This window comes from Stenotrophomonas chelatiphaga (genome assembly GCF_001431535.1).
In the GTDB taxonomy this organism is placed as follows: Bacteria; Pseudomonadota; Gammaproteobacteria; order Xanthomonadales; family Xanthomonadaceae; genus Stenotrophomonas; species Stenotrophomonas chelatiphaga.
Genome location: NZ_LDJK01000002.1, coordinates 103,222 through 115,969 on the forward strand (window position 1 = coordinate 103,222; position 12,748 = coordinate 115,969).

The following is a 12,748-nucleotide window of genomic DNA, read 5'->3' on the forward strand; positions in this document are numbered from 1 at the left end:
ATCAGAAGGGATCAGGCTGCCCGCGCACCACGCGCGCGTGCAGCGGGTTGAAGCCGATGCGGTAGACCAGGTCGGCGGGGGCGTCGATGTCCCAGATCGCCAGGTCTGCGTCCATGCCCACGGCCAGCTGGCCGATGCGGTCGGCGCGGCCGAGCGCGCGCGCGGCGTTGCGGGTGAAGCCGGCGATGCATTCGTCCACGGTCAGCCGGAACAGCGTGGCGCCCATGTTCATCGCCAGCAGCGGGCTGGTCAGCGGGGAGGTACCGGGGTTGCTGTCGGTCGCCAGCGCCAGCGGCACGCCGGCCGCACGCAGCGCCTCGATCGGCGGCAGGGTGGTGTCACGGGTGAAGTAGAACGCGCCGGGCAGCAGCACGGCGACCGTGCCCGCGGCCGCCATCGCCGCGATGCCGGCCGCGTCCAGGTGCTCGATGTGGTCGGCCGAAAGCGCCCCGTGGCGCGCGGCCAGTTCGGCCCCGTGCTGGTTGCTGAGCTGCTCGGCATGGATCTTCACCGCCAGCCCGTGCGCGCGTGCCGCCTCGAAGACCTGCGCTGCCTGCGCGGTGGAAAACGCGATGTCCTCGCAGAAGATGTCCACCGCCTCGGCCAGCCCTTCGGCGGCGATGGCAGGGATCATCAGCTTGCAGACTTCATCGATGTACTCCTGCGCCTGCCGTCCCGGCGGCACCGCATGCGCGCCGAGGAAGGTCGGCACCACGTGCACGTTGCAGTCCACGCCAAGCTGGCGCGCGACCTGCAGCTGCTTGCGCTCATCGTCCAGGGCCAGCCCGTAACCGGATTTGATTTCCAGCGTGGTGATGCCTTCGGCGCGCATCGCCAGCAGGCGAGGGCGGCTCTGGCGTACCAGCTCTGCGTGGCTGGCCGCGCGGGTGGCACGCACGGTGGACACGATGCCACCGCCGGCGCGGGCGATGTCGGCATAGCTGACGCCCTGCAGGCGCTGCTCGAATTCGTTGGCCCGGTTGCCGGCGTAGACCAGGTGGGTGTGGCAGTCGATCAACCCGGGCGAGATCCAGCGGCCTTCGCCGTCGATGCGCGTGGCCGGCTGCAGCTGCGCGCCACTGCCGGCCGCGCCGACATGCACGATGCGACCGTCAAGGCTGGCCAGTTCGGCATCGGCGATCACGCCCAGGCCGTCGCCCTGCAGGGTCATCAGGTGTACGTTGGTCCAGAGGGTGTCGCAGTGCATGGGCTGGGCTACACGGCTGAGCTGATATGTCTATACAATATAGGCGTCCCTTTCCGGTTGTCCAGCCATGACGGATTCGTTGTCTCCCCCTGCCTTCCACGCCGCCCGCGCACTGCTGCCACAGGGCTGGGCGCGCGATGTCCGGCTGACCGTGGACGATGGCTGCATCGGGGAGATCCACGTCGGCGTGCCGACGCAGGCGGGCGACCAGGGCGTGCAGATCCTGGTGCCGGGCGTGCCCAACCTGCACAGCCACGCCTTCCAGCGCGGCATGGCCGGGCTGACCGAAATCGGTGGTGGCGATGGCGACAGTTTCTGGAGCTGGCGCGAACTGATGTACCGCTTCCTGGCCCGGCTGGTGCCGGAAGCGGTGGAGGCGATCGCCGCCCAGGCCTACATGGAAATGCTGGAGTCCGGCTTCACCCGCGTCGGTGAGTTCCACTACCTGCACCACGATGCCGATGGCCGGCCGTATGCCGACCGCGCCGAGATGTCCGCGCGCATCGCCGCCGCCGCCGCGCAGACCGGCATTGGCCTGACCCTGCTGCCGGTGTTCTACGCGCATGCCGACTTCGGCGGTGCCGCGCCCAATCCGGCCCAGCGCCGGTTGATCCACGACGTGGACGGGTTCGCGCAGCTGCTGGATGGCGCGCGCACGGCCCTGCGCGTGCTGCCCGATGCAGTGCTCGGCATCGCCCCGCACAGCCTGCGCGCGGTGACCGGTGAGGAGCTGTCTGCCCTGTTGCCGCTGAACGACGGGCCGGTGCACATCCACATTGCCGAACAGCTGCGCGAGGTGGATGCCTGCGTGGGTTGGAGCGGCCTGCGCCCGGTGCGCTGGCTGTATGAAAACGCGGCGGTGGACGCGCGCTGGTGCCTGGTGCATGCCACCCATATCGATGACGACGAACGCGCGCGCATCGTTGCCAGCCACGCCGTGGCCGGCCTGTGCCCGATCACCGAAGCCAACCTCGGCGATGGCCTGTTCCCGATGCAGGCCTTCGCGCGCGAAGGCGGACGCTTCGGCATCGGTTCGGATTCCAACGTGCTGATCGATGCGGCCGAAGAGCTGCGCCTGCTGGAATACGGCCAGCGCCTCAGCCTGCGCGGGCGCAACGTCATTGCCCCGGATGCGCAGCGCAGCAGCGGCCGGTTCCTGTTCGATGGCGCGCAGCACGGCGGTGCGCAGGCGCTGGGCGTGCTGGCCGGATTGCAGCCCGGCGCCAGTGCCGACCTGCTGGAACTGGATGCCGGGCACCCGGCGATGCTCGCCCGCGACGGCGATGCCTTGCTTGACAGCTGGGTGTTCGCCGCACGTAATGGCGCGCTGCGCTCGGCATGGCGGCGCGGTCGCCAGTGCGTGGCCGACGGCCGCCACCTGCAGCGCGACGCCATCACCGCCCGTTTTGCCCAGGCCCTGCGCGGCGTGCTGGGCTGATCCTCTTTCCGAATCGAGACCACAGTGAAGGCCAGCAAGTCCGCCACGCTCAACCAGCGCATCCGCAGCGAACTGGAAGGCCGCATCCTCAGTGGCGAATGGGCGCCGGGATTCCGCATCCCGTACGAACATGAGCTGATGGAGCAGTACGGCTGCTCGCGGATGACGGTGAACAAGGTGCTGACCGCACTAGCCGAAAGCGGGATGATCGAACGCCGGCGGCGCGCCGGTTCGTTCGTGGCGCGGCAGTCACCGCACCTGGAACAGGTGGCGCTGGCGATCCCGGATATCGCCATGCAGGTCACCGCGATGGGCCATCAATATGCGTACCGGCTGCTGCGCCGCCAGCTGCGCAGCGCCCGCGACGGCGATGACGGCGAACAGGAACTGGCCGGTGAGGCGAGCCTGCTGGCGATGGACTGCCTGCACCTGGCCGATGACCGACCGCTGGCGCTGGAACACCGGCTGATCAGCCCGACCGGCGTGCCGGAGGTGCTGGAGGTGGATTTCGCGGTGACCGCACCGGGCAGCTGGCTGCTGCAGAACGTGTCGTGGACGCGTGCCCAGCACCGCATCAGTGCGTGGGGGGCCGATGCGGCCAGCGCCAGGCTGCTGGATGTCAAAGCGGGCACGGCGTGTCTGGTGATCGAGCGGCATACCTGGCGCGGGGATCAGGCGATCACGCGGGTACGGCAGATATTCCTGGGGGATGCGTGGGATCTGGTGGCGCGGTTCGCGCCTGGGAATAATCGTTGATTGCTTGGGCGGGCTCGGCGTCGTTGGGTGACGACCGTTGGTCGTCACGCTCTGGCCTGAAGCAAATAGCGTAACGACCAACGGTCGTCACCCAGCCCATCCGTCACTACCCGGTTACAGGGTGGTGCACTGGCGCCAGCGGACCGGCTCGTCCACGCCGGGGCGGGAATTGAGCTGGATGCGCACGTTGCTCAGTGCGGGGTAGCGGGTCACCTGGTCGCAGATCATCGGCCACACCTGGTCCAGTTCGCCGCTGCGGTTCACCACCAGCGTCTGCCGGGTCTGCCAGATGCCGCTGTGCACGCCGGGCAGCTTGCTCAGGGCGCGGGAGATTTCCTGCTGGTAGCGATCCAGCGTTTCGGTATCCGGGTTGAGGTCCGGGCCGGCCACCGGGGCCTGCGTGGCCGGCGGCGCCGGATCGGCGGCGGCAGTTGCAGGTGCGGTATCGGTAGCCGCGGTCGCCGCAGGTGCAGCAGCCGGGGCCTGGACGACGGCCGGGGCCTGCACCGGAGCCGGCGCGGCCACCTGCACGGTCTGGTAGCCCATGCCCACCAGCAGGCCCAGCGTGCTGGAGGCGAAGGCAGCGATCACGATACGCCGGATCGCCTCGTGGCGGGCCGCATTCTTGACCCCCGATTCGATGTCACCGGGCAGGTAGGGCGACAGCAGCGGCCACAGCCGGCGGCCATCCAGCACTTCCACGGCCTGCTTTTCCGCAATGGCCTGGCCATCGCCATCCACCAGGCCTTCGGTGATCAGGATGCCGCCGCGGGCGCCGGCCAGCCGCGCCGCCGCGCCCAGTTCGTTGATCGCCGCGGTGCCGATGCGGTAGGCCAGCCCATGCTTGCAGGTCACCAGGAAGTGCCCGCTGGCATCGGCCATCAGGAAGTCGCTGCGCGGCTCGCGGGTATCGTCCTCGTGGCGGCTCATTTCGGTCAGCCCGCGGCGCTCGTGCAGGGCGCGCTTGACCAGTTCGGAGAAATCGCGCCAGTGCATGCCCGCCAAGGCCTGCAGCCCCAGTTGCATTTCCTTGCGACGCCGTTTGACCAGCCACAAAAAACCGGTGGCGAGGACGAAACAGGTGACGGCCAACAGCAGGGCCAGTATCCAGGAGAACATGCAGGCAGCAACGCACAACGCAGGAAGGGGCGGACAGTGTACTGGGGCGCAGTGCTTATAGCGTCAGGGCAATCCCCACAAAGCGGGGCGCACGTCTCAAACGGCAGGCACGAAAAACCCGCCATTACCGAATCCGTGAGGGGAGGGACAAACGGGGTAATGACGGGTTGATTGCAGTGTCGCCCACCGTCTGCTGCGTTGCAACAAAGCGGCAGGCAACACAGCGTTCCGGCAGGATCAGCTACCGGTGGGCGACTGGTGGCTGCCCGGGGTCGGTTCACCACTGGCCGGGCTGGCCTGGCGGCTTTCCAGGCGGTTCAAGCGCGCGGTCAGCGAATCGATGCGTGCATTGAGCGCGGTCACGTCTTCGGCATTGGGCACGTGCAGGCGCTTGAGCACCCCGTGCACGCGGTCCTCGAAGGCTTTTTCCACCTTGTCCCACGTGCCGGAGGCCTTCTCGCGCGCCTGGCCCAGCTGTTCTTCCACGTTGTCCCGCCAGCCCGGGCCGTCTTCGGTGGCTTTCTCGCGGCGGCGGTTCTCGAAGGCTTCGCCTTCCTTCACCAGGCCATCGAAGAAGCGGCTGCCTTCGGCCTGCGCGCGGCCCAGCGCACCCAGGCCGGCCAGCCAGACCTGCTGCGCCGAATCACTGAGCTTGCGCGAAACGCGCTCTGCCTGGTCCTGGAAGGAGGCTTTGTCCTGTCCGTCGTTGCGGGGGTCGTGCTCGTCATACTGGTTCATGGGGTCTCCTGCATGGGCGGATGCAGGGACCAGACTAGCGCTGCAACTGCTGGGGCGGCGTGATGGCCGCCGGCAGCGTCGGCCGGCAGTTCAGCCTGCGGTCGGATCAGCCCAGTTTTTCCTTCAGCACGCGCTGGATCTCGCTTTCCACCATGCCCTTCATCGCCGACAGCAGGAAGCCGAGCTTGGCGGTCACGCGCACCGCGCTGGGCTGCAGTTCGATGGCACCGTCCACGCCGCTGCCGGTGAAATCCAGCACGTCGCCGCGCCAGGTGGACTGCAGGCCAAAACGATCAGCCAGTTTGGCGGCCACTTCCTCGATCGCCTGGCGCGCGGCCGGTGCGGCCAGGGCGTGGGCGTGGACGATATCGATGCTGGACATGCGGGTTCCTTTGCGGGGTGGGGCGGTGACAGGGCGTGCATTGTGCGCATCAGCCGCGCAAACGCCAAGCGAGGGTTCTTCTGCGAATGCCAGCCAACTGCTAGTCTGCGCCGCATGCCTAAACTGCTCGTGCACTACAGCCAACCCTCGCAACCCGACCAGCCGCTGGTGCCGGGGGTGCAGAAGATCGTGCGCCAGGCCAACGGCAGCATCCGCCTGGTCGAAGCCAGCCAGGGCAGCCTGCTGCTGGCCCAGCTCAGCCTGGACCAGCGCGGCCTGTGGCTGCAGGTGGCCGCCGGCGTGCGCGGGGTGCATGTCAATGGACGCCCGGTAAAGCGCATGGCGCTGCTGCGCGCCGGTGATGCGGTGTACGTGGAAGGCGTGGAACTGCTGATCCAGGGCGAAGTGGATACGCCGATGCTGCCGCCCTCGCCACAGGCAGCGGTACAGTCCGACGAACCGCGCCTGCTGCGCGGCGTGGGCGGGCCGCACCACGGCCGCGGCTACCCGCTGCACGGACCGTTGCTGGTGGGCCGCAGCAGCGAAGCGGACATCGAGATCGACGAGCCGGCGTTTGCCGACCAGCACGCGCGCATCGAAAGCCACGGCGAGCGGATCCTGCTGCGCGACCTGGGCACCGGCGAAGGCAGCCGGGTCAACGGCGTGGCCGTGCGCCACTGCTGGCTGCAGGGCGGCGACCAGGTGGTGTTCGATGGCCAGCACCGCTTCGTGCTGGAACTGCCCGACGACCCGCGCCAGCGCCCGCTGCCGACGGAAGAGTTCGTCTTCAACGACGTGGACGAAGCGGCCGAACCGCAGGCCCCGCGCCGCGTGCGCCGCTGGCCGTGGCTGCTGGTCAGCGCCCTGCTGCTGGCCGGCGTGCTGAGCCTGCTGCTGTGGTTCGGCGCCCGCTGAGCCCGGCAACGACGCCCGCGCGAACCGGTAGTGACGGCCGCTGGCCGTCACGCTGCTGCCCTTGCCCTGGTAGGTGACGACCGTTGGTCGTCACGCTGTTGCCGCTGCCCTGGTGGGTGACGACCGTTGGTCGTCACGCTGTTGCCGCTGCCCTGGTGGGTGACGACCGTTGGTCGTCACGCTGTTGCCCGGTTACCGCTGCGCTCGCCGAGCACGGCTCGGCGCTACCAGCACCCCGGGCCCGGTAGTGACGGCCGCTGGCCGTCATCGCCGCCAATGGATACCAATGCAACCAAATTTCCCTTGAACGGCGCGGTCTAAAGCCTGATGCGCTGCGGCATACTAGGGGTCTTGCCCCACAGGTGTGACATGACCCGCGCGTACAACTTCAGTGCCGGCCCTGCAGCGTTGCCGGAAGTGGTCCTGCGCCAGGCGCAGGAAGAGATGCTGGACTGGCATGGCGCCGGTGCCTCCATCGTGGAAATGAGCCATCGCGGCCCGGAATTCATGGCCGTCGCGGCCGCCGCAGAAGCCGACCTGCGCCAGCTGCTCAGCGTGCCCGACGACTACGCGGTGCTGTTCCTGCCCGGTGGTGCCACCACCCAGCAGGCGCTGATCCCGATGAACTTCGCCAGCCCCGGCCAGCGTGCCGACTACGTGCTCACCGGCCACTGGGGAAAGACCGCGGTCAAGCAGGCCTCGCCGTATGTCAGCGCGCACATCGCCGCCAGCAGCGAAGCCAACGCCTTCCGTGACATCCCCGCGCGCGCCGACTGGCAGCTGTCGCCGGATGCCGCCTACGTGCACATCACCGCCAATGAAACCATCCATGGCGTGGAGTTCCGTGACATTCCCGATACCGGCGATGTCCCGCTGGTGGCTGACTTCAGTTCGTCCATCGCCAGCGAACCGCTGGATATCAGCCGTTTCGGCGTCATCTACGCCGGTGCGCAGAAGAACCTGGGCCCGGTCGGCATCGCCGTGGTGATCATCCGCCGCGACCTGCTCGAGCGCACCGGCCAACCGCGTGCGGACATCTTCACTTACGCCTCCCACGCCGCCCGCGACTCCATGCTCAACACCCCACCTACCTGGAACTGGTACCTGGCCGGGCTGGTGTTCAAGTGGATGCTGGCCGAAGGCGGGGTGGTCGAGTTTGCCCGCCGCAACGCCGCCAAGGCCGCGCTGGTGTACTCGGCGATCGACGCCTCCGGCGGCTTCTACCGCAACGAAGTGGCCGTGTCGGCGCGCTCGCGGATGAACATCCCGTTCTTCCTGCCTAGCACCGATCTGGACGCGCGCTTTGTCGCCGATGCCAAGGCCGCAGGCCTGCTCGCGCTGAAGGGCCACAAGGCGGTTGGTGGCATCCGGGCCTCGCTGTACAACGCCATCCCGGTCGCGGGTGCCGAGGCACTCGTTGCCTTCATGGCCGATTTCCAGCAGCGTCACGGTTGAGCCGCTTCACTGTGTCTACCCCCGGCGCGCGCTGACCGCGCGCCCTGTACCAAGGAACACCGATGGCACGCAAACCTGCCAAGCCGGCCAGCCCCAAGGCCCCCGCTGCAGCACCGAAGAAGGCCTCGCCGAAGGCCCGGGCCAGCAAGCCCGCCAAGCCCGAAACCCCCGCCAGTGCACCGCCGGTATTGGCCGATGTGCGCGGCAAGATCGACCAGATCGACCGCGACATCCAGTCACTGATCGCCGAGCGCGCGCGCTTCGCCCACCAGGTCGGCAAGGCCAAGGGCAAGCTGGCCGCCGCCGTGGATTACTACCGCCCCGAACGCGAAGCCCAGGTGCTGCGCATGGTGGTGGACCGCAACGAAGGCCCGCTCAGCGATGAACTGCTGGTGCATGTCTACCGCGAAATCATGTCCGCCTGCCTGGCCCAGCAGGAGCCGCTGAAGATCGGTTACCTCGGCCCGGAAGGCACCTTCAGCCAGCAGGCCGTGCTCAAGCACTTCGGCCGTTCGGCGCTGGGCCTGCCGATGGCCAGCATCGAAGAAGTGTTCCAGGAAGTGGAAGCGGGCAACGCCGATTTCGGCGTGGTGCCGGTGGAAAACTCGGGGCAGGGCACCATCCAGATCACCCTGGACATGTTCCTGACCTCCAACCTGAAAATCTGCGGCGAAGCAGAGCTGCGCGTGCAGCAGTACATCATGTCGCGCAGTGGCCACCTGGAAGACATCGAGCGCATCTACGCGCATCCGCAGTCGTTCATGCAGACCTCGGCCTGGCTGCGCGCCAACCTGCCCAAGGCCGAGAAGATCCCCGTGTCCAGCAATGCCGAAGGCGCGCGGCGCGCCCGCAATGCCGACGACGCAGCGGCGATCGGCGGTGAGAACGCCGGCCACGTGTACAACCTGAAGAAGGTGGTCACCAAGCCGATCCAGAACGATGCCGACAACACCACCCGCTTCCTGGTGATCGGCCGCAGCCTGTTCCCCAGTTCCGGCCATGACCGCACCTCGGTGCTGGTGCTGATCCATGACAAGCCCGGCGCGCTGTTCGATGTGCTCAGCCCGTTCGCCCGCCATGGCATCAGCATGAACCGCATCGAATCGCGGCCCTCGCACCACGGCAAGTGGGAATACGGCTTCTTCATCGACCTGTCCGGCCATATCGACGATGCGCCGATGCAGGCCGCGCTGGCCGAACTGGAAGGGCATGCGGCCCAGATCAAGGTGCTCGGCTCCTATCCGGTGGCCGTGCCCTGAGTAAGTTCCGCGGGAGTGCCCACGCGCTCCCGCGCCCAGATCCCTCGCCGCACCGCGGCGCTGACGGAAGCAACAGACGATGAGCAACGCGCAACACTGGATCGCCCGCAAGGGCCAGCCCCTGCAGGGCAGCCTGGTCATTCCCGGCGACAAATCGGTTTCCCATCGCGCGGTGATGTTTGCCGCGCTGGCCGACGGCACCTCCACCATCGACGGCTTCCTGGAAGGCGAAGACACCCGCGCCACCGCGCGCATCTTCAGCCAGATGGGCGCGCGCATGGAAACCCCGTCGCCGTCACGGCGCGTGGTGCACGGCGTGGGCATCGACGGCCTGCAGGCACCGGATGGCGAACTGGACTGCGGCAACGCCGGTACCGGCATGCGCCTGATTGCCGGCGTGCTGGCCGGGCAGGCCTTCGACAGCGTGCTGGTCGGCGATGAGTCGCTGTCGCGCCGCCCGATGCGCCGGGTCACCGGGCCGCTGGCGCAGATGGGCGCGCGCATCGATACCCAGGACGATGGCACCCCGCCGCTGCACGTGCACGGTGGCCAGGCGCTGAAGGGCATCGATTTCGCCTCGCCGGTGGCCAGCGCGCAGGTCAAATCCGCGGTGCTGCTGGCCGGGCTGTACGCCGAAGGCGAGACCTCCGTGGTGGAACCGCACCCGACGCGTGACTACACCGAACGCATGCTCGCCGCCTTCGGCGTGGAGATCACGTACTCGCCCGGCAAGGCCCGCCTGCGCGGCGGCCAGCGCCTGCGCGCCACCGATATCGTGGTGCCGGCAGACTTCTCTTCGGCCGCGTTCTTCCTGGTGGCGGCCAGCATCATTCCCGGTTCCGAACTGCGGCTGCAGCAGGTTGGCCTGAACCCGCGACGCACCGGCCTGCTGCACGCGCTGCGGCTGATGGGCGCGGACATCACCGAAGAAAACCCGGCCGAGCAAGGCGGTGAGCCGGTGGCGGACCTGGTGGTGCGCTATGCCCCGTTGAAGGGCGCGCAGATTCCCGAAGCGCTGGTGCCCGACATGATCGACGAGTTCCCCGCGCTGTTCGTGGCGGCCGCGGCGGCCGAAGGCCAGACCGTGGTAACCGGCGCGGCCGAACTGCGGGTCAAGGAATCCGACCGCCTGGCCGCGATGGCCACCGGCCTGCGCACGCTGGGCGTGCAGGTGGACGAAACCGAAGACGGCGCCACCATCCACGGCGGTGCCGTGCTGGGCAGCGGCACCATCGAAAGCCACGGTGATCACCGCATCGCCATGGCCTTCGCCATTGCCGGCCAGTTGACCGAGGGCGAAGTGCGGATCAACGACGTGGCCAACGTCGCCACCTCGTTCCCCGGCTTCGACAGCCTCGCCGGCGGCGCCGGCTTCGGCCTGACCGCCGCCTGAGCCCGGTAGTGACGGCCGCTGGCCGTCATGCTCTTGCCCTGGTGGGTGACGACCGTTGGTCGTCACGCTCCTGCTTTGGTGGGTGACGACCGTTGGTCATCACGCTGTTGCTCCATTACCGCTGCGCTCGCCGAGCACGGCTCGGCGCTACCAGCCTGACGGCCGCCTGAGCCCCGGTAGTGACGGCCGCTGGCCGTCATGCTCTTGCCCTGGTGGGTGACGACCGTTGGTCGTCACGCTGTTGCTTCATTACCGCTGCGCTCGCCGAGCACGGCTCGGCGCTACCCGCCTGACGGCCGCCTGAGCCCCGGTAGTGACGGCCGCTGGCCGTCATGCTCTTGCCCTGGTGGGTGACGACCGTTGGTCGTCACGCTGTTGCTTCACTACCGCTGCGCTCGCCGAGCACGGCTCGGCGCTACCCGCCTGACGGCCGCCTGAGCCCCGGTAGTGACGGCCGCTGGCCGTCATGCTCCTGCTCTGGTGGGTGACGACCGTTGGTCGTCACGCTGTTGCTTCCTTACCGCTGCGCTCGCCGAGCACGGCTCGGCGCTACCAAGGGTCGCCTCGCCACACGCACAAAAAAATGCCGGCCCAATCAGGCCGGCATCTTCATCTCACACCCCAACCGCACTCAACGCTCGGTACGGAAATCCACCGGCACGTTGACCACGCTGGCAATCGCGCGGCCGTTCTGCATGGCCGGCTCGAACTTCCAGTTGCGCACCGTAGTCAGCACCGCACGGTCCAGCTCGCGGTCGCGCTGACCGGTGCGCGAGACGATGCTCGCCTCGGTCACGCTGCCGCTCGGGGCCACCTTCAGGCTGGCCACCACGCTGCCCTGCACGCCATTGCGCAGCGCGCTCGGCGGATACGACGGCTTGGTATTGCTGGTCAGCGGACGCGCCTCGCGGTTACGCACCGCCGGGGCCGCGCGCTGCTGGCTCGGGGCGGGGGTCGCACGCGGCGTGGTGGCCGGCGCATTGGCAACCGGCGTGCCGGTAGCCGGCAGCATCCGCTCACCAATCGGCGCAGGGGCCACTTCAGTGTTGGACGTCCGCAGCCACAACAGCGCGGCGGCAAACATCGCCACGATCAGCGCTATCCAAAGCAAAGGGGACGGGCGGCGGCGTTCGTGGACAAGATCAGCATCGGCCTGATGATGCGGCGAGGCCGGCATTTCCGGAGCATGGGTCGCACTCATGTTGGTTCTCCTGCACTGTCGTTTCCGACGACGCCCAAAGTCTTGCCGCTAACGCATGGCGCGGGTGTAACCATCGCGTCAACGCGGTGCATGGAGTTCAGGTTCGGGTGCAGGGACCGTTCAGTGATGCAGACCGTGTGTGATCAACGGCCCGGGGTGAAATCAAACGGCACTTCAATGGTGCCCGGCACAGCCTGGCCATTGCTCATCGCCGGAGTGAACTTCCAGCGGCGAACGGCTTCGGTGGCCGCACGGTCCAGATCGCGCGAACCACTGCGCTGTACCAGCGCCACGCCATACGGACGGCCGGTGGCATCCACTTCCACGCGCAGCACCACCGAACCGGACTCGCCACGGCGCAGCGCGGCCGGCGGGTAGGTCGGCGGCGGCGACTGGCCGGCGATCGGCATCGGGCGGTCATTGGCCACCGGACCGGCGGTGGTCGGCGCGGTACCGGGGGCCGGCACGCCTTCGACCATCGGCGCAGGCGCCGGCGTGGTTTCCACCAGGGTCGGGGTTTCTTCCGGCGGCGGGGCAGGGCGCGCGTCGGGCATGTCGCTGGAACCGGCCGCGGCGGCCAGTGGCTCGGGCAGCGGCTCGATCTCGGCCACTTCCTGCGGCGCCTTGGCGGCCGGGTCGGCCTGGAAGAAGCCCTTGTCGCGGGTGCTCAACCACACCACCACGAACAGCAACAGCCCCACCGCGAACGCGATGCCGGCGATCTTCAACGCATTGCGGGGAATATGCAGGGTGATGGACTTGCCGGACGAGGTGCGGGTAGCAGGCATGACGCAAACCAATACGGGACCGGGCGATTCTGGCACAGCCGCGATGAACCGTCCGGCAGAAATCCGCATAACAGGCGATAATCTGGTTCCTGAACCA

12 protein-coding genes are annotated in these 12,748 nt (G+C 68.4%); 6 read left to right on the forward strand and 6 right to left on the reverse strand.

Features of this window, described 5'->3' with window-relative positions; translation table 11 throughout:
* Nucleotide 1: 1 nt before the first annotated feature.
* The gene (hutI, locus tag ABB28_RS00625) at nucleotides 2-1,207 is read right to left on the reverse strand and encodes an imidazolonepropionase (protein ID WP_057506767.1); all 1,206 of its coding nucleotides are present in this window, start codon (nucleotides 1,205-1,207) and stop codon (nucleotides 2-4) included.
* 67 nt (nucleotides 1,208-1,274) lie between these two features.
* On the opposite strand from hutI, the gene ABB28_RS00630 reads away from it, so the two are divergent.
* Together ABB28_RS00630 and hutC are read left to right on the forward strand one after the other, a co-directional pair.
* Nucleotides 1,275-2,645, forward strand: a complete 1,371-nt coding sequence (locus ABB28_RS00630; protein WP_057506768.1) for a formimidoylglutamate deiminase — start codon at nucleotides 1,275-1,277, stop codon at nucleotides 2,643-2,645.
* Nucleotides 2,646-2,669: 24 nt separating this feature from the next.
* Nucleotides 2,670-3,401, forward strand: a complete 732-nt coding sequence (gene hutC / locus ABB28_RS00635; RefSeq protein WP_057506769.1) for a histidine utilization transcriptional repressor HutC — start codon at nucleotides 2,670-2,672, stop codon at nucleotides 3,399-3,401.
* Nucleotides 3,402-3,515: 114 nt separating this feature from the next.
* On the opposite strand, the gene ABB28_RS00640 is transcribed toward hutC, so the two are convergent.
* From ABB28_RS00640 to ABB28_RS00650, 3 genes are all read right to left on the reverse strand, one after another.
* The gene (locus ABB28_RS00640; RefSeq protein WP_057506770.1) at nucleotides 3,516-4,520 is read right to left on the reverse strand and encodes a restriction endonuclease; all 1,005 of its coding nucleotides are present in this window, start codon (nucleotides 4,518-4,520) and stop codon (nucleotides 3,516-3,518) included.
* Nucleotides 4,521-4,757: 237 nt separating this feature from the next.
* Nucleotides 4,758-5,258, reverse strand: coding sequence for a phasin family protein (locus tag ABB28_RS00645; protein ID WP_057506771.1), 501 nt, complete (start codon nucleotides 5,256-5,258; stop codon nucleotides 4,758-4,760).
* A 106-nt stretch (nucleotides 5,259-5,364) separates the two neighbouring features.
* A complete protein-coding gene (locus ABB28_RS00650) occupies nucleotides 5,365-5,640 on the reverse strand; it encodes a polyhydroxyalkanoic acid system family protein (RefSeq protein WP_057506772.1) in 276 nt (91 codons plus the stop codon).
* Nucleotides 5,641-5,754: 114 nt separating this feature from the next.
* Here ABB28_RS00650 and ABB28_RS00655 point away from each other — a divergent pair, with 114 nt between their 5' ends.
* The 4 genes from ABB28_RS00655 (at nucleotide 5,755) to aroA (ending at nucleotide 10,662) form a co-directional block, all read left to right on the forward strand.
* Nucleotides 5,755-6,555 (forward strand): FHA domain-containing protein, encoded by an 801-nt coding sequence (locus tag ABB28_RS00655; protein WP_057506773.1) that lies wholly within the window; start codon nucleotides 5,755-5,757, stop codon nucleotides 6,553-6,555.
* A 369-nt stretch (nucleotides 6,556-6,924) separates the two neighbouring features.
* Entirely contained in the window at nucleotides 6,925-8,010 is a 1,086-nt protein-coding gene (serC, locus tag ABB28_RS00660) for a 3-phosphoserine/phosphohydroxythreonine transaminase (protein WP_057506774.1), read from the forward strand.
* A gap of 62 nt (nucleotides 8,011-8,072) precedes the next feature.
* Nucleotides 8,073-9,269: a prephenate dehydratase gene (gene pheA, locus ABB28_RS00665; RefSeq protein ID WP_057506775.1), complete on the forward strand. Its 1,197-nt coding sequence runs from the start codon at nucleotides 8,073-8,075 to the stop codon at nucleotides 9,267-9,269.
* 79 nt (nucleotides 9,270-9,348) lie between these two features.
* Nucleotides 9,349-10,662, forward strand: a complete 1,314-nt coding sequence (aroA, locus tag ABB28_RS00670) for a 3-phosphoshikimate 1-carboxyvinyltransferase (protein WP_057506776.1) — start codon at nucleotides 9,349-9,351, stop codon at nucleotides 10,660-10,662.
* A 631-nt stretch (nucleotides 10,663-11,293) separates the two neighbouring features.
* On the opposite strand, the gene ABB28_RS00675 is transcribed toward aroA, so the two are convergent.
* The gene (locus tag ABB28_RS00675; RefSeq protein WP_057506777.1) at nucleotides 11,294-11,863 is read right to left on the reverse strand and encodes an energy transducer TonB; all 570 of its coding nucleotides are present in this window, start codon (nucleotides 11,861-11,863) and stop codon (nucleotides 11,294-11,296) included.
* Between the two features lie 143 nt (nucleotides 11,864-12,006).
* Nucleotides 12,007-12,651 carry an energy transducer TonB gene (locus tag ABB28_RS00680; protein WP_057506778.1) on the reverse strand — a complete coding sequence of 215 codons (645 nt, stop codon included), beginning with the start codon at nucleotides 12,649-12,651 and terminating at the stop codon, nucleotides 12,007-12,009.
* Nucleotides 12,652-12,748: the final 97 nt, after the last annotated feature.

Excerpts from the sequence above, each read along its gene's own strand:
- hutI (WP_057506767.1), bottom strand. The coding sequence starts at position 1,207 with ATGCACTGCGACACCCTCTGGACCAACGTACACCTGATGACCCTGCAG.
- aroA (WP_057506776.1), top strand. The coding sequence starts at position 9,349 with ATGAGCAACGCGCAACACTGGATCGCCCGCAAGGGCCAGCCCCTGCAG.
- pheA (WP_057506775.1), top strand. The coding sequence starts at position 8,073 with ATGGCACGCAAACCTGCCAAGCCGGCCAGCCCCAAGGCCCCCGCTGCA.
- ABB28_RS00655 (WP_057506773.1), top strand. The coding sequence starts at position 5,755 with ATGCCTAAACTGCTCGTGCACTACAGCCAACCCTCGCAACCCGACCAG.
- ABB28_RS00650 (WP_057506772.1), bottom strand. The coding sequence starts at position 5,640 with ATGTCCAGCATCGATATCGTCCACGCCCACGCCCTGGCCGCACCGGCC.
- ABB28_RS00640 (WP_057506770.1), bottom strand. The coding sequence starts at position 4,520 with ATGTTCTCCTGGATACTGGCCCTGCTGTTGGCCGTCACCTGTTTCGTC.
- serC (WP_057506774.1), top strand. The coding sequence starts at position 6,925 with ATGACCCGCGCGTACAACTTCAGTGCCGGCCCTGCAGCGTTGCCGGAA.
- ABB28_RS00680 (WP_057506778.1), bottom strand. The coding sequence starts at position 12,651 with ATGCCTGCTACCCGCACCTCGTCCGGCAAGTCCATCACCCTGCATATT.
- ABB28_RS00645 (WP_057506771.1), bottom strand. The coding sequence starts at position 5,258 with ATGAACCAGTATGACGAGCACGACCCCCGCAACGACGGACAGGACAAA.
- ABB28_RS00675 (WP_057506777.1), bottom strand. The coding sequence starts at position 11,863 with ATGAGTGCGACCCATGCTCCGGAAATGCCGGCCTCGCCGCATCATCAG.
- ABB28_RS00630 (WP_057506768.1), top strand. The coding sequence starts at position 1,275 with ATGACGGATTCGTTGTCTCCCCCTGCCTTCCACGCCGCCCGCGCACTG.